Annotated in this window: 13 protein-coding genes; 5 read left to right on the top strand and 8 right to left on the bottom strand. The window is 66.9% G+C overall.

The genetic code is table 11. From position 1 onward, the window contains the following. Positions 1-33 precede the first annotated feature (33 nt). Positions 34-1125 carry a serine hydrolase gene (locus G3O06_RS33190; protein ID WP_205818733.1) on the bottom strand — a complete coding sequence of 364 codons (1092 nt, stop codon included), beginning with the start codon at positions 1123-1125 and terminating at the stop codon, positions 34-36. Positions 1126-1366: 241 nt separating this feature from the next. Continuing rightward, a complete protein-coding gene (locus G3O06_RS33185; protein WP_174968989.1) occupies positions 1367-1624 on the bottom strand; it encodes a hypothetical protein in 258 nt (85 codons plus the stop codon). 92 nt (positions 1625-1716) lie between these two features. Between G3O06_RS33185 and G3O06_RS33180 the strand changes: the two genes are divergently transcribed. Then, positions 1717-2592 carry a LysR substrate-binding domain-containing protein gene (locus tag G3O06_RS33180; protein ID WP_205818732.1) on the top strand — a complete coding sequence of 292 codons (876 nt, stop codon included), beginning with the start codon at positions 1717-1719 and terminating at the stop codon, positions 2590-2592. Between the two features lie 98 nt (positions 2593-2690). Next, complete coding sequence (locus G3O06_RS33175; protein ID WP_174916507.1) at positions 2691-2975, top strand: transcriptional regulator; 285 nt, start codon at positions 2691-2693, stop codon at positions 2973-2975. A 69-nt stretch (positions 2976-3044) separates the two neighbouring features. Here G3O06_RS33175 and G3O06_RS33170 read toward each other — a convergent pair whose 3' ends face one another. From G3O06_RS33170 to G3O06_RS33160, 3 genes are all read right to left on the bottom strand, one after another. After that, on the bottom strand, positions 3045-3788 hold the full coding sequence (locus G3O06_RS33170) for a transporter (RefSeq protein ID WP_174999464.1): 744 nt from the start codon (positions 3786-3788) through the stop codon (positions 3045-3047). Positions 3789-3868: 80 nt separating this feature from the next. After that, complete coding sequence (gene mgtA, locus G3O06_RS33165) at positions 3869-6634, bottom strand: magnesium-translocating P-type ATPase (RefSeq protein WP_205818731.1); 2766 nt, start codon at positions 6632-6634, stop codon at positions 3869-3871. Positions 6635-7348: 714 nt separating this feature from the next. Further along, a complete protein-coding gene (locus tag G3O06_RS33160) occupies positions 7349-8986 on the bottom strand; it encodes a S8 family peptidase (RefSeq protein WP_174968995.1) in 1638 nt (545 codons plus the stop codon). Between the two features lie 421 nt (positions 8987-9407). Here G3O06_RS33160 and G3O06_RS33155 point away from each other — a divergent pair, with 421 nt between their 5' ends. The 3 genes from G3O06_RS33155 (at position 9408) to G3O06_RS33145 (ending at position 12466) form a co-directional block, all read left to right on the top strand. Next, entirely contained in the window at positions 9408-10304 is an 897-nt protein-coding gene (locus G3O06_RS33155) for a glutamate/aspartate ABC transporter substrate-binding protein (RefSeq protein ID WP_174982310.1), read from the top strand. Positions 10305-10669: 365 nt separating this feature from the next. Beyond that, positions 10670-11923 carry a multidrug effflux MFS transporter gene (locus G3O06_RS33150; protein WP_174999462.1) on the top strand — a complete coding sequence of 418 codons (1254 nt, stop codon included), beginning with the start codon at positions 10670-10672 and terminating at the stop codon, positions 11921-11923. 21 nt (positions 11924-11944) lie between these two features. After that, a complete protein-coding gene (locus G3O06_RS33145) occupies positions 11945-12466 on the top strand; it encodes a GNAT family protein (RefSeq protein ID WP_205818730.1) in 522 nt (173 codons plus the stop codon). A gap of 39 nt (positions 12467-12505) precedes the next feature. Here the strand turns inward: G3O06_RS33145 and G3O06_RS33140 are convergent, their stop codons facing one another. The 3 genes from G3O06_RS33140 to G3O06_RS33130 form a co-directional block, all read right to left on the bottom strand. Further along, positions 12506-13195, bottom strand: a complete 690-nt coding sequence (locus G3O06_RS33140; protein WP_205818729.1) for a hypothetical protein — start codon at positions 13193-13195, stop codon at positions 12506-12508. 170 nt (positions 13196-13365) lie between these two features. Next, positions 13366-13653, bottom strand: a complete 288-nt coding sequence (locus G3O06_RS33135; RefSeq protein WP_205818728.1) for a hypothetical protein — start codon at positions 13651-13653, stop codon at positions 13366-13368. 262 nt (positions 13654-13915) lie between these two features. Further along, the coding region (locus tag G3O06_RS33130) for a penicillin-binding transpeptidase domain-containing protein (protein ID WP_205818727.1) at positions 13916-15384 on the bottom strand (1469 nt) is incomplete at its 5' end.

The raw sequence follows: 15384 nt of genomic DNA, 5'->3' as shown, positions 1-15384 counted from the left end.
CCGTTGGGGTGAACGCGCCGGCCGCCCGCGCGCTCACTGGATCGAGCAGGACAGCCAGCGATGGATCTTGATCGCATCGCTCGAGACGCCCGCGCGCGTCGGTGCCCCGAGCAGCACGACCGTTTCGCGGCGGCCTTTCACACGCATGCGCATCACTACGCCGTGCCCCGATTCGTTGATGAAGCCGGTCTTCTGCAGCCGGATCGGCAGGCGGCGGTAGCGGACGAGCGGGTCGGAATTCACGTACAGCAGTTCGCCGTCGCCGGGGCGCACGGTGGTCGACGTATCCGTCGAGAAATAGCGGATCAGCGGGTCCTGCGCCGCTGCGCCGACGAGCTTCGCGAGATCCTCGGCCGTCGACACGTTGTGCGGCGACAGGCCGGTCGGCTCGCGGAAGTGCGTATTGCGCATGCCGAGCCGGCGCGCTTCGCGGTTCATCGCGTTGACGAACGCGGCGCGCCCGCCCGGATAGTCGCGGCTCAGCGCGGCGGCCGCGCGGTTTTCCGACGACATCAGCGCGATATGGAACATCTCGCGGCGCGACAGTTCCGAGCCGACCTGCAGGCGCGACCCGGTGAACTTGATCGTGTCGCGGTCGTGCGCGGTGACGCGCAGCACGCCGTTCAGCGGACGGTCGGCATCGCGCGCGACGACGGCCGTCATCAGCTTCGAGATCGATGCGATCGGCCGCACCGTGCGCGCGTTGCGGGCCAGCAGCGGCGTGCCGGAGTCGACATCGAGCACGTAGGCCGCGCGTGAATGCAGGGAATTGACCGCGCGCGGGCTGTAGCCGCAGCTTGCCATCAGGCGCGGTTTGTCGGCCGGGCGCGGGCGCACGGCGGTCGCGCGCTTGGCGCGGCGCTGTGGGGCCGGCGCCGCGTGACGCTTGACCGCCTGGTGCTTGACGCGCGGGCGGCGATGCTTGACGGCTTTCTTGTGGCGCTGGGCCGGCTTCTTCCTGACGGTTTTCTTGACGGCCTTCGCAGGCGCATGAGCATGCGTGGCGCGCGTCGGCGGGTTGCGTGGCGTGGACGACGCGTTCGTCGAGAAGGCGAACATCAGCATCGACAGCATGACGAGCAGGGTGGTCCGGGCGAATGGCAGGCGCGCGATGAGGCCGGTCAAGCGAAAGTCTCCTTTTCACGCGCGGTGAGGCTGCGTGGAATGCGTGGCGGTCAGCGGGATGCGGAAAATTATACGGTCGATCGCGGTGCGATGACGATTGAAGGCGGGAAAAGATGCGCGATTCGATGAATTGCGGCGGTGCTGGCCGGCGATTGGAGCGGGGCGCGGCGGCGTGCGCGCTTGCGGCCGCTCTGCATATGACGCGGTATGCGGCGCGATCGTGGATCGATTGCGCCGACGCTCAACGCGGCCAGTTCCGCCGCGACACCACCGCGAAGCTGATCGCGATCGAGCCGGTCACGGGGCGCGGCGGCGCGTCGTTCGGCGCGCTCATCGCGTCTACCGCATCGCCGAAACGAAAGCGGCGGCCGCGGCCGTCGGCACGTTCGGTACGACGTTTCGGTGCTCGCGGATCGGCCGTTGCCGCGCGTTCGTCGATGGCGGCCGGCGCGCACGAGGGTTCGTCGAGCGGACATTCACACACGGGATCAAGGGACATGGCGGTGATTCCGGAAAGGGCATGCCCGTATTGAACGTCATCGCATTCGATCGGTAAAATGAATGTTTTGATCGTTACGATTCCTTTTAAGAATGGAATTGAAACTGCTGAGGACGTTCCTGACCGTCACCGATCTGTGCCATTTCAGCCGTGCGGCCGATGCATTGCACATGAGCCAGCCGGCACTGAGCAAGCAGATCGGCGCGCTCGAGTCGAGCCTGGGCGGCAAGCTGTTCGAGCGCGGCCGGCACGGGGCGGAGCTGACGCCGTTCGGTGAGCGCTTCCTGCCCGACGCGCAGGCGCTGGTGCGCGATGCCGACGAGATCCTCGTCCGCGCGCGCGAGCTGTCGAGCGGGCAGCGCGGCCATTTGCGGCTGGGCATCTGCCTGTCGGTGCTGACGCTCGTCCCGCGGCTCGTCGCGGAGTTTCGCAGCCGGAATCCGGGCATTGCCGTCACGCTGAGCGACCTGTCGTCCGCGGAGCAGACGCGCCGGTTGCGCGCGGGCAAGCTCGACGCGGGATTCCTGCGTCTGCCGTCGGACGAAGGATTGTCGTCGTTCAAGGTGATCGACGAGGCGCTGGCGCTGGCGGTGCCGCCGCATCTCGGCCTGAAGCGCGTGCCGGCCGATCTCGGCACGCTCAACGAGATCGGCTTCATCGCGTTGCAGCGCGCACGCGGGCAAGGGTTGGCCGCACAGGTCGACCGGTGGTGCGTCGAGCGCCGCTTCGTGCCGCACGTGACGCAGCAGGCCGAAGACGTGCAGTCGGTGCTCGCATCGGTTGCGGCCGGCGCGGGTGTCGCGTTCATTCCGTCGCGTGCGCAATATCTGCTGCGCGACGCGACGGTGTTGCCGCTCGACGGCAAGGACGCGAAGTGGCGCGTCGGGCTCGCATGGCTGTCGGACCGCGACGATCCCGTCACCACACGCTTCGTGTCGTTCATGCGTGCCGCGATCAAGAATGCATGACGGACGAAGCGGTATAGTGTCCGCAGCCGGCAGCGGTCGCCCGATCGCGTGCCGGACGCCCGAACGAAAGCCCCAGTCTTGCTCACCGAACGCAATCCATGACTTCAGAATCCGACGACTCCCAGCTCGATCCCGCACTCGTTGCGACGCTCGCGACGCTGAACGATGCCGCGAGCGATCCGGCCGGCAAGACCTGGTCGTTGCCGAAGATCGCGAAACGCACGCAACTGCCGATGAGCACGCTGCGCCGCGTGTTGACGCAGCTTGACGCCGCGGGCCTGAGCGCGACGACGCTGAACGAGGACGGCACCGGCAGCGCCGCGCTGACCGACGAAGGGCGCGCGGTGTGCGCGCAACTGTTCGGCGCGAACGACGCGCAATAAAAAACGGGCCGCTGGAAGCGGCCCGTCGTCTTGCGGTGCGATATGCGGTGCGATACGGGCACTCGCGCGCTACCACCGCACCGTCACGCCGCCCATCACCGAATGATCGTAGGTCTGGTCGTTCAGCCCGTGCCGGTAGCCGATGTCGAGATCGAGCCACGGCTTCGGCGAATAGATCGCGCCTGCGATCACGAAGGCGGGATTCGCACTGGGGCCGCTTGCCGTGTTGCGTGACGTGCCGATGTCGGCCACGATCTGCAGCTTGTCGGTCGCCTTGTAGATCGCCGCGCCCGACACGGCCCAGATCGACGTCAGGTCGCCCTGGCGATTCGGCTGGTACGTCATGCCCGCATTCGCGAGAAACGAAAACCGCTCGACGTCGAGCTGCGCGAGCAGCGTTGCGCCGGCACCCACTCGGCCGGTGCCAAGCCCGCGCCGGTCGTTGCCGGTCGGCGTCGTCAGTTTCGGCTTCAGCGCGATCGACAGCGGACCGCGTTCGACGAACCGCCATTTCATGCCGATCTCGACATCGCCGACGCCGGCGCCGTTCTCGTCGGTGCGCGTCTGCAGATGCGTGTACGGCACGTTCACGTAGAGATCGACGTGTTCGCCGAACCCGCGTGTGAGCGTCGCGTTCCACAGCTGGTGGCGGCCGTTTTCTTCCTGTTTCGAGGTTTCCTCGGCATTGAACTCGAACTGCCAGTTCGCGTTGCCCTGCGTGCCCGTGTCGTCGCTGACGAGCGGATGGGTGGCGAGGGCATCGAACGGCGCGAGGAGGGCGCTCGCGGCTGCGAGCGGAAGCATTCTCTTCATTGGATCACCTTGTGTCGTGCATGGCGAGCTGGCCGACCCATGCAGGGGAGCGCGGGCCGGCCAGCTTCAAGCAAAGACCTTCAGAACCACTGCTTGTAGCGGCGTACGTAGATCGTCTTGACGATCTGCGCGAGCAGGATGTAGCCGACCATCGTCGCGGCGAGCCACAGCCAGAACGTGCCCGGCAGGTGCATGAAGCCGAGGGACTCCGCGAACGGCGAGAACGGCAGCCAGCAGCCGATCGCGATCGCAGTGAACGTCGACAGCAGCACCGGCAGCGCGGCCGTGCTCTGCAGGAACGGGATCTTCTGCGTGCGCAGCAGGTGCACGACGAGCGTCTGCGACACGAGGCTCTCGATGAACCAGCCCGAGTTCATCACGATCTGGCCGCCCGTGCCGCCGTTCAGGTGATACATCGCGCCCGCGCCGAACACCGTCCACATCAGGATGTACGTCGTGATGTCGAACACCGACGACGTCGGCCCGACCCACAGCATGAAGCGGCTGATGTTGCCGGCTTCCCACTTGCGCGGCTTCTTCAGGAACTCGGGATCCATCTTGTCCCACGGCAGCAGCATCTGCGACGTGTCGTAGATCAGGTTCAGCACGAGCAGCTGCGTCGCGAGCATCGGCTCCCACGGCAGGAATGCGCTGGCGACGAGTACCGAGAACACGTTGCCGAAGTTCGAGCTGGCGGTCATGTTCAGGTACTTCAGGATGTTGCCGAACGTCTCGCGGCCCTTGATCACACCTTCCTCGAGCACCATCAGGCTCTTTTCGAGCAGGATGATGTCCGCGGTTTCCTTCGCGATGTCGGCGCCGCTGTCGACCGAGATGCCGACGTCGGCGTCGCGCAGCGCGGGCGCATCGTTGATGCCGTCGCCGAGGAAGCCGACCGTGTGGCCGTTCGCCTGCAGCGCCTTGACGATGCGCGCCTTCTGCAGCGGCGTGAGCTTAGCGAATACGGTCGTGCGTTCGACGACCTGCGCGAGCGTCGCGTCGTCGAGCGCTTCGATTTCCGTGCCGAGGATCGGCTTGCCGGGTTCGAGGCCGACCTGTCGGCACACCTTCATCGTGACGATCGGGTTGTCGCCCGTCAGCACCTTCACCGCGACGCCGTTTTCACGCAGTGCGGCGAGCGCCGGCGCGGCCGATTCCTTCGGCGGATCGAGGAAGGTCAGGAAGCCGCGCACGACGAGGTCGTGTTCGTCGGCAGTGCGGTACTGCTGGCGCTCGTCGCCGCGCGGAATCGTGCGCGTCGCGAGCACGAGCACGCGGAAACCGTCCTCGTTGTATGCGCTGGCCTGTTCGAGCAGCCGCTTGCGCGCGACGAAGTCGAGCGGACGCACGCCGTCTTCATCCTGCACGTGCGTGGACACGGCCAGCATTTCCTCGACCGCGCCCTTGCAGATCAGCAGGTGCGTGCCGCGCGTGTCCTCGACGACGACCGACAGGCGGCGCCGCACGAAGTCGAACGGCAGTTCGTCGATCTTCTTGTAGCCCTGCGGCTTCACGCGCTCGCCGATCTCGTCGGCACGCGCGACGACCGCGATGTCGATCAGGTTCTTCTGGCCGCTCTGGTGGAAGCTGTTCAGCCAGCCGAGCCGCAGGATCTCCTCGTCCTTGTAGCCCGACAGGTCGAGGTGATGCTCGAGGATGATCTTGTCCTGCGTGAGCGTGCCGGTCTTGTCGGTGCACAGCACGTCCATCGCGCCGAAGTTCTGCACCGAGTTCAGCCGCTTGACGACCACCTTGCGGCGCGCCATCGCGACCGCGCCGCGCGCGAGGTTCGCGCTGACGATCATCGGCAGCATTTCGGGCGTGAGGCCCACGGCCACCGCGAGCGCGAACGTGAGCGCGCTCAGCCAGTCGCCCTTGGTCAGCCCGTTGATCATGAACACGATCGGCACCATCACGAACATGAACTTGATCAGCAGCCAGCTCACGCTCGAGACGCCGCGGTCGAAGCTCGTCTCGATGCGCTTGTGGCTCACGACGTTGCGTGCGAGCGAACCGAAGTAGGTGTCTTCGCCGGTCGCGACGACGACGGCCGTCGCCGTGCCGCTGACGACGTTGGTGCCCATGAAGCAGACGTTCTCGAGATCGAGCAGCGAGGCCGACGTATCGGCCGCCGCGCCGGCCGCGCGCGTGTCGGCGGATTTGCCTGCGACCGCGCCGAGCGTGTCGTACTTCTCGACCGGCAACGCCTCGCCGGTCAGCACGGCCTGGCTGATGAACAGGTCGCGCGACGCGAGCAGGCGCACGTCCGCCGGGATCATGTCGCCGGCCGACAGGTGCACGATGTCGCCGGCCACGACTTCGCGCATCGGCACTTCGCGGCGCGACGGTTCGGACGTGTCGGTCACCGCGCGCTGCACGGTCGCCGTGGTGCGGACCATCGCCTTCAGCTTCTCGGCCGCGCGCAGCGAACGGAATTCCTGCACGAAGCGCAGCAGCGCGCTGATCGTGACCATCGTCAGCAGGATCGTCATGCCGACGTAGTCGCGATCGTCGGGGGCTGCGAAGTAGACGTCGGTGAAGAAGCTGATGGCGGCGAGCACCAGCAGCACGTAGACGAACGGGTTGTGGAACGAGAGCAGCAACTGGCGGGTCCAGTGCGGCGGCTTGTCGTGCGCGATTTCGTTCGGGCCGTAGTGCTGCAGGCGATCGGCGGCCTGCGCGTAGGTGAGGCCGCGCGTGCTGGTGTTCAGCGACTTCAGCGTGTCTTCGAGCGGACGGGCTGCTTCCTGCGCGGCGCGCATGATGCGTGCTTCGTTCTGCTGGCCGGCGCCGGCCTTGATGAAGCCACGCTGCTTCTTTTGCGATGTGTTGTGTCGTGTTGTCATGAGTCGCTCCTTGCGCACGAGGCGGCGGGCGGGGAGCGGCCGTGACGTTATCGACGCACGAGCGCTCCCCGCCGCGTCGCGTCAGGCGCGATCGGCTGTGGATCGGTGAAGGCGGGAATGCTCGCCGGCGCGTGCGGTGCGGCCGGAGGGGCGATGCGCAGCGTCGCACCGGCGAGCGGTAATCGACTACTGTCGTCTGAGTTCATCTGCACTCCTGTCGGTTGCGGATAGTCGGCACGGGCGATCGACAGCGACGCACGCACGAAGGCGCGCGGCCGGACGGCACGCGAACGGAAAGTGCACGCGGCTAACGCTGCGCGCAACACGAACGCACGCGCGCGACGGCGCGTCGCGTGCATTCGACAACTTAGAAAATTCGGCGGGAGATCTGGCCAGTCAGGCCGGAAGGACGCCGCATCCTGCTTCCCGGGATGCGGCAGACGACGAGGCTCTGCGCGTTTTCCTCAGGCAGCAGTCAAGTTGGTCAAGGACCAACTACAACTCGCATCGGTGTTCACAGAACACTCCATGTAATTAGACGGGAGCGATGGTAATGGGTCGCTGTGCGAAGCGTCAACCCTTTTGTCAGTCGTTATTTCGAGAAACGTAATCGGGGTAATGTGTGCGCGACGCAGCGCCGGATCGCCGCCAATGAAACGGCCGCGCGCATGCGATATCGGCATGTGCGCGGCCGGGTCGAAGCAGGGGGGCGTATCAGTTTGCCGATGCGACGGCGGCCCCTGCATCGAGGATGCCCGAGCCCGCCGGCATCGCCGTGCACGACGTGCCGGCTGCGAGCTTGGTCGTGCGCGTGCCGCCCTGCAGCTTCTGCTGGATCTGCGCGGGCGTGAGGTTGCCGTTCACCGATAGCATCAGCGCGGCGACACCCGATACCTGCGGCGTCGCGAGGCTGGTGCCGTTCGCGAGGCCGTAGGTGTCCGAGCCCGGCGTCGTGGTACCGGTATTCGACGTCGACAGGATGTTGACGCCCGGCGCGCTCAGCGCGACATCGGCGCCGAAGTTGCTGAACGAAGCGCGGCGACCCGTTGCGTCGGTTGCGCCGACGCTGATCACGCCGCGGCAGTTCGCGGGCTGGTCGAGCCCGGTCGACAGGCCGTCGTTGCCTGCTGCGACGACGACGGTCACGCCCTTCGCGTTCACGTCGTCGATTGCCTGCTGGAACGTCGTGCTGCACGCGCCGACACCGCCGAGGCTCAGGTTGATGACCTTCGCCGGCCGCGGGTTGTTCGGTACGCCGCTCACCGGAATGCCGGCTGCCCAGCGCATCCCGTCGGCGATGTCGCTCGTCGTGCCGCCGCACTTGCCGAGCACGCGAACCGGCAGGATCTGGCCGAGCCACGACACGCCGGCGACGCCGGTGCCGTTGTTGGCGGTCGCGCCGATCACGCCCATCACGCGTGTGCCGTGCCAGCTGCTGTCGCTCGGCTGGAGCGCGCAGTGATAGAACGGACCGTTGGCGTTGTCGAGTTCCTGCTGCGTGACCCAGTCACCCGGGTCGGTTGCATCGGGGCCGCGTGTCAGGCCGTTGTTGCTGGTGTTCACGTTGCTGATGAAGCTGTAGCCGGACAGCAGGTTGCCGACGAGGTCGCCATGCGGCCGATAGCCGGTGTCGAGCACGGCCGTGACGACGGTCGGCGAACCCTTGGTCACGTTCCATGCGGGCGGCAGGTCGATACCGGCCGTCGGATCGGACAGGTACCACTGCTGGTTGTAGAGCGGATCGCTCGGCGTGTCGCGGATCTGCATCGGGTGATCCGGTTCCGCGTAGTCGACATCCGAATCGGCTGCGAATGCCTGCGCGAGCGCGGCTGCATCGGTGGCGGCCATGCGCTGGCCGAGCGACAGCACGGCGGCGCCGTTCGAGATCGTCCGTTCGACCTGCACGTTCGGTGTCGCTTGCCCGACCGTGCTCGCATACGCACGTGCGCTACCGGCGACCGGCGCCGTCCAGCGCGTCATCGAACGCTGGATCACGGCGTCGAGCCGCGTCCCGTTGTCGATGGCCGCCATCGCACGCGTGGCCGTCAGCGTCTTCAGCTTGACGATCAGGTGATCGACCGGCGGTTCGGCCGGCGCGGTCTGTGCCGCCATCTGCACGGCGGCCTGCTGCGTCGTGCATGCATTGCTGCCGGTCGAGGCGGGTGGGGTCGTCGGTGTGGGGGGAGCGGGCGTCGGGGCGGGCGCCGCGTTGGAAGAAGACGGGTTGCTGCCGTCACCGCCGCCTCCGCCGCAACCGGCGAGGGGCAGGAGGGCGGCGGCGGACAGCATGCCGGCGAGCATGCGCGCGTGTGCGGAGCGCGCCAGCGCAAAATTGAAAGGCTTGGTTCTCATGGTGAAACTCGATCCTCGTAGATAACCGTCGTGCCGGCGGTGGCGCTGGTCCGGCTGACCCGGACCTTGTCTTTTTTGTCTGGCGGTCGCGGCATGGTTGCTGCGTCGCGCCATGCACTGGGTAACGGCCGTCGCGGCGGCTTCTTGAGTACGTTTCACGAGAAAAAACGGGGCGGGCGCAAACGATTACGTTGGTGCGTTGCAGCATGAACGCGCGTTTGGAACGTGTGGCACAGAAGGCGGGGCGAGCCCGTGCGCGGCAGGTCGGGCGAAATGCGCGGCGCGGGCCGGTTTGCGCGGCACCGCAAACGTCTTTCAAACCGCGGTCAGGGTGGAAGGTTGTTTACGCTTTCCCTGATGCGACGCGAATTTTGTCGGGCGTACGATCGCGATTCGATCAACGTTTCGTCAGGAGAAAAGCATGGATCGCCGCTTACGCTGGCTGGCCGTCGCGCTGTCCTGTGCGCTGGCGGGTACCGCGCACGCGCAGGCCCTCACCGGCACGCTGAAGAAGATCAAGGACACGGGCGTCGTGTCGCTGGGCATTCGCGAATCGTCGGTACCGTTCTCGTATTCGGACAACCAGCAGAAGAACATCGGCTATTCGCGCGACATCGCCTCGCGCATCATCGACCAGCTGAAGACGGAGCTGAACCTGCCGAACCTCTCGGTGAAGGAAATCCCGATCACGTCGCAGAACCGGATTCCGCTGCTGCAGAACGGGACGATCGATTTCGAATGCGGATCGACGACGAACACGCTCGAACGGCAGAAGCAGGCCGCGTTTTCCAACAGCATCTTTCTTTACGGCATCCGCTTCAGTACGCGCAAGGATTCAGGCGTGAAGGATTTCGCGGACCTGGCCGGCAAGACGGTCGCGACGACGGCCGGCACGTCGGACGAGCGCCTGCTGCGCAAGCTCAACGAAGAGAAGGCGATGAACATGACGATCATCAGCGCGAAGGATCACGCCGAGGCGTTCATGAACGTCACGACCGGGCGCGCGGTGGCGTTCGTGATGGACGAGCCGCTGCTGTACGGCGAGATCGCCAAGGACCGCAACCCGGGCGCGTACGCGGTGACTGGCACGCCGCTCGTCCACGAGAACTACGCGTGCATGATGCGCAGGGACGATCCGGCGTTCAAGCATGTCGTCGACGGCGTGATCGCGAAGATGCAGACGTCGGGCGCGGCCGAGAAGCTCTACAACCAGTGGTTCACGCAGCCGATTCCGCCGAAGGGCGTGAGCCTCAACTATCCGCTGTCGGCGGAAATGAAGCAGCTGTTCAGGAATCCGACGGATCAGGCGCAGTATTGATTCGAGGTAGTGCTGATCGGCGTTCGGTAATGAAAAGCCGCCGGCGTGTGCCGGCGGTGCCGACAGCACGGCGGGGGCGAGCGGCACGAAATACGCGATGTACTCATTTCCGGTCCGCGCGGACCGGGACGCCGAGCCCGCCCGGGTTTGCCGCCGACGGCGACGCCGCCCCCGGCGAGCGCTGCGGCGCCGTTAGCGGATTTCCGGGTATGCCGCAATCGGCATTCAACCTCGTCCACGCCAGGGGAATCCGGCTGCGCGACCCGACAACGGGCACAATACCGGATTCGCCATGACGCACGCGTGTTCGCATTTCGAACATCGCACGGCTGCGTCACTGCTGTCCGATATCCTTCCCAGTCGTCATGAACGCCACGCCCACTCCCGCGCGCGAGTCGAATTCGCCGCGTTTCCTGCTGTTCCTGATCTGCCTGTTCGCTTCCGCCGGCCAGCTCGCGATCGACATCTACGTGCCCGCGCTGCCCGACATGGCACGATCGTTCGCGACCACGCCGCAGGCGATCCAGTCGAGCGTGTCCGGCTACATGGCCGCCTACGCGCTCGGCCAGCTCGTCTTCGGGCCGGTCGCCGATGCATACGGGCGCAAGCGCGTGCTCGCGTTCGGGCTCGTGATCTACACGATCGGCTGCCTGCTGTCGCTTGGTGCGCAGAACCTGGAGACGTTCGTGCTGGCACGCTGCCTGCAGGGCTTCGGGATCGCGACCACCAACCTGCTTGCGAAGGCGATCATCACCGATTCGTTTTCCGGCCAGGCGCTGATGCACGCGTTTACGTACATGTCGATCGCGTGGGGGCTCGCGCCGATCGTCGCGCCGGTGATCGGCGCGCACCTGCAGGAATGGTTCGGCTGGCGCGCGTGCCTCGTGTTCCTGCTGGTGTACTCGCTGGTGATGTGGGCGCTGCTGTGGCGTTACCGCGAAACCTTGCCGAAACCGGTGCATCTCGAGCCGCGCACGCTGATGACGAACGCGGGCAAGGTGCTGGCGAGCCCGGTGTTCCAGAGCTGCTTCCTCGCACAAGGGCTGTGCTACAGCATCCTGCTCGTGTTCAACATCGTCGGGCCGTTCATGGTGCAGACCACGCTGCACAAGCCGCCGACCTTCTTCGGCTATCTCGCGCTCGGGATCGGGCTGATGTATTTCCTCGGCGGCCTGTCGAACCGGATTCACCGGCCCGGGTTGCCGAGCGCCGAGCAACGGCTGCGCATCGGCGCGCGCGTGATGGCAGGCGCGTCGGTCGCGATGCTGGTGCTGGCGCTGACCGTCGGGCTGCGGGTGTGGACGCTCGCGACGCCGGTACTCGTGATGGGTTTCTGCGCGGGCGCGATGTACCCGACGCTGATGGCGAAGGGCAATTCGCTGTTTCCGCATATCGCCGGCCTGACGAGCGCGATCCTCGGATGCGCGCTGCTGCTCGTGTCGTCGGCGATGATGGGGCTGGCCGGTTTCGTGTCGATTCACGTGCTGACGCCGCTCGCGGTGTTTTTCGTCGCGCTGTCGTGCATCGTCGTGTGGATGGTCACCAAGCTGCTGCGGTACCTGTCGCAGCAGCAGGCGCAGGCCGCGCCCGTCGTGTGCGGGCGCGGAGAGGCTGCATAAGTGCCGGCTGTCGACCGACCCATGAACCCGATCCTGCTGAACTGCGTCGCCCGAACCGACGCCGCCGACCTGATCGCCGCCAACCGTGCGAGCCGGAGCCACCATCTGCCGTGGGTCGACTCGTTCACCGACCAGGCGGGATTCGACCAGTGGTTCGGCCGCTGCCTGACGGGGCCGAACGTCGGCCTCGTCGCGCGCGAACGCACGTCCGGGGCGGTGGTCGGCGTGGTGAACCTCAACGAGATCGTCGGCGGCGTGTTTCAGAGCGCGTATCTCGGGTACTACGGCATGGTGGCGTTCAGCGGCAAGGGGCTGATGACCGAGGCGCTGCGCGCGGCGATCGGCGTCGCGTTCGGCGAACTCGGGCTGCATCGGCTCGAAGCGAACATCCAGCCCGGCAACCACGCGTCGATTGCGCTGGTTCGGCGGCTCGGTTTCACGAAAGAGGGGTTTTCGCCGCGCTATCTGCGCATCGGCGGCGAGTGGCGCGACCACGAACGGTGGGCGTTGCTGGCCGACGGCGAGCCCGACACGCGCGCCTGACGCCCGATACCAGGCGATTTTCTTCCCGTCGCCGGCCGCTTACAGCGGATGTGCCGCGCCGGCCTGCGTCAGCAGCGAAATGGCAACCGGATCCGGCATCCCGTTCGAGTCGATCGCGCCGGCTTTCGCGAGTGCGACGAGATCGCTGTCGACACCCGGTTGCCCGACCGTGAACGACGTGGTCAGGAACGCCGGCGCCGCGAGCGTGACCGAATAGCGCTGCTGCAGGTTCGTCACCACGGCCGATTGCGCGGCCTGTACGGTGTTCGAGCTGTTCATCGCCTGCTGGTAGCGCGTATTCCCCTGGAAATTGCCGATCAATGTGGCCGTGTTCGTACCGAGCTGGGCGGCGAGATAGACCAGCATCAGTTCGGTCTCCGGCGTCGTATTGAACGTGCCGCCCGCGTAGGCAAGCGAATGCAGGCTCGTGCCGCCCGACGTCACGGTGATCACGCACGGCAGCGCGGCATTGACCGTCACGCGGTAGTTGCCGCCGCCGTCCGTCAGCGTCGTCGCCGAGCCCGCCGCGCAGCTGACCGTCACCTGCGCACTGGCGAGCGCGTCGCCCGTCGCGGCCGTGCCCGAGATCGCGACGGTCTGCGTGTTGTTGTTGAAGCAGACATCCACGCCGAAGCAGGCATCGCCGTTGCACGCCTGAAGCGTCGCGAGGGTGGCGAGGCAGAGCGTGCCCAGCGCGGGGCGGATGAAGCGCCTGGGGCGAAGGTTCATGGTCGCGGGCCTTGAGGGGAGTGGGGCAACCGGTCGGCGCCGAAGATGCGGTGCCGTTCACATTCTAGGTCGCGAATCGGGGCGCTGCTTGCCCGTTTGCGCCGCTTGCGGCCGGGGGCGGCCTGCCGTCGAGCGTGTCGTGCGCTGCCCGGCTTTGCCGGTAGCGGGCGTCAGGTGCGCGGTGGACGGGCCGGCGCCATCACGTAGGCGAGCAACAGGCTCAGTACGATGCTGAGCACGAGCGTGTGCCAATGGCCGCTGAACAGCCTCTGATAGTGCTCGCCCATATCCGGCGTGATCCACCAGCACGTCATGGGGCGCATTCGAGGCTGGTGACACTCCAGGGTGCCGCCATGCAGATAGGCATCCCACAGCGCATCGCCCGAATACAGTCCCAGGAAGAGCGGGACGATCTGTACGCCGTACCGGAGCAGCTTTCCCTCGGTTTCGGTTGTCATTCTTGTCGACCCCGGAATCGGCCTGCGTCGGTTTGTCGTCGGTGTCCGAATGCATCGCGTGCTCGATATTGTCGACCCAATCCATCACGACACACAATGGATTGCGCGTCGACCCCGCAACGTGCTTCACGACCATCTGCACGCGCGTCTTCAGGGCCTCGAAAGAACCGCGTACGAATGCGCCGCATACGGCAGGCTGCTGGTCGAAGCCGCGGAAGGCAAACGCGGCCGGCGAGTAACGCCGGCTCACGCACTCACACGTTCAGGGCTTGCGCGCCGCCGCCTTCGCGAACGCGCCGCGCACCTCGAAGCTGATCGCGTCGGCCACATTGCCGCGCGCGTCGACGAGTTCGAGCCGGTGCCGGCCCGGCCACGGCATCCACGCGATGCGATCGGCATGCCCGATCACCTTGTCGTCGAGCCGCCACGCGAACTTCGTCGCGCGCCCGGCCGAGCGCTCGAACCAGATCCGCTGGTTCTTCGGCGGAATGTCCGGATCGATCGCGAAAATCGTGCCGTCGGTCGGCGTCCCGATCGTCAGCGGCGCGCGTGCACCGTCCTTGCCCGGCGTGACGGGGGCGGCGAGCCGGATCGTGTCGACCGCCGTTCCCGCGATGAACCACTCGTTGCGGGACGGTTCGATATCGCGTTCGAACGTGATGCGGCGCGTCTCGACGCCGGCCGGCGCGCGCGGCGCATGGCTCGGCTGGTCGCGGTGCAGATAGCCGACGACGGCCGACCACACCGGCGACGCACCCGTGACGCCCGACACGTCCCACATCGGCGCGCCGTCCGCATTGCCGACCCACACGCCGACCGTATAGCGCGACGTGAAACCGACGGTCCAGTTGTCGCGCATGTCCTTGCTCGTGCCGGTCTTGACCGCCGAGAAGAAGCGCGTCGCGAGCGGATTGTCGAAGCCGAACGTGCGCACGCGCGCGTTGTTGTCGGAGAGGATGTCGGTCACGACGAAGCTGGCCGTCTCGCTGAACACGCGCGTGCCGGCGTCCGCTTGCGCAGCCGCCACCGCGCCGGATGCCGGTGCCGGCGCGGGCCGGTCGATGGCCTTGCGGGCAACGCCGCCGTTCGCGAGCGCGCGGTATGCGTTGGTCAGCGACAGCAGCGTGACGTCCGCACTGCCGAGCGCGAGGCTGAAGCCGTAGTAGTCGCCTTCCTGCGCAAGCGGCAGGCCGAGCGCGGTCAGCGTGCGCGCGAAGCGGTGCGGCGTGACGAGGACGAGCGTGCGCACCGCCGGCACGTTCAGCGAGCCGCCGAGCGCACTGCGCACGCTCACCCAGCCCTTGAAATCCTTGTCGTAGTTCTGTGGGATGTACAGGCCGCCGCCGGTGGCGAGGTTGATCGGCGCATCGTCGAGCAGCGACGCGGCCGTCAGCCGTTTCTCGTCGATCGCCTGCGCATACAGGAACGGCTTGAGCGTCGAGCCGGCTTGGCGCGGCGCAAGCACGGCATCGACGTCGCGCGCGCTCGACAGCGCGCCGGACGATCCGACCCAGGCGCGAATCTCGCCGGTTGCGTTGTCGATCACGACGACCGCGCCGTCCTGCACGTTGCGCCGGTGCGCGGGCGCGTTGAGTTCGGTCAGCGCGCGCATCAGCGTGTCACGCGCGAAGTGCTGCAGCGAAGCATCCAGCGTCGTGCGCACCTGCGCGCCGGCCACCGGCCGGACCTCGGCGGCGATGCGTCGCGCGAAGTGCGGGGCGAGGGCGGCAA

The organism is Burkholderia sp. Ac-20345 (assembly GCF_017104825.1).
Classification (GTDB): Bacteria; Pseudomonadota; Gammaproteobacteria; order Burkholderiales; family Burkholderiaceae; genus Burkholderia; species Burkholderia lata_B.
This window is presented reverse-complemented; position numbering and strand designations above follow the sequence as displayed.

Bases quoted from the DNA above. Each gene is read 5' to 3' on its own strand.
- G3O06_RS33185 (WP_174968989.1), bottom strand. From the start codon at position 1,624: ATGTCCCTTGATCCCGTGTGTGAATGTCCGCTCGACGAACCCTCGTGC.
- G3O06_RS33180 (WP_205818732.1), top strand. From the start codon at position 1,717: ATGGAATTGAAACTGCTGAGGACGTTCCTGACCGTCACCGATCTGTGC.
- G3O06_RS33175 (WP_174916507.1), top strand. From the start codon at position 2,691: ATGACTTCAGAATCCGACGACTCCCAGCTCGATCCCGCACTCGTTGCG.
- G3O06_RS33170 (WP_174999464.1), bottom strand. From the start codon at position 3,788: ATGAAGAGAATGCTTCCGCTCGCAGCCGCGAGCGCCCTCCTCGCGCCG.
- mgtA (WP_205818731.1), bottom strand. From the start codon at position 6,634: ATGACAACACGACACAACACATCGCAAAAGAAGCAGCGTGGCTTCATC.
- G3O06_RS33160 (WP_174968995.1), bottom strand. From the start codon at position 8,986: ATGAGAACCAAGCCTTTCAATTTTGCGCTGGCGCGCTCCGCACACGCG.
- G3O06_RS33155 (WP_174982310.1), top strand. From the start codon at position 9,408: ATGGATCGCCGCTTACGCTGGCTGGCCGTCGCGCTGTCCTGTGCGCTG.
- G3O06_RS33150 (WP_174999462.1), top strand. From the start codon at position 10,670: ATGAACGCCACGCCCACTCCCGCGCGCGAGTCGAATTCGCCGCGTTTC.
- G3O06_RS33145 (WP_205818730.1), top strand. From the start codon at position 11,945: ATGAACCCGATCCTGCTGAACTGCGTCGCCCGAACCGACGCCGCCGAC.
- G3O06_RS33140 (WP_205818729.1), bottom strand. From the start codon at position 13,195: ATGAACCTTCGCCCCAGGCGCTTCATCCGCCCCGCGCTGGGCACGCTC.
- G3O06_RS33135 (WP_205818728.1), bottom strand. From the start codon at position 13,653: ATGACAACCGAAACCGAGGGAAAGCTGCTCCGGTACGGCGTACAGATC.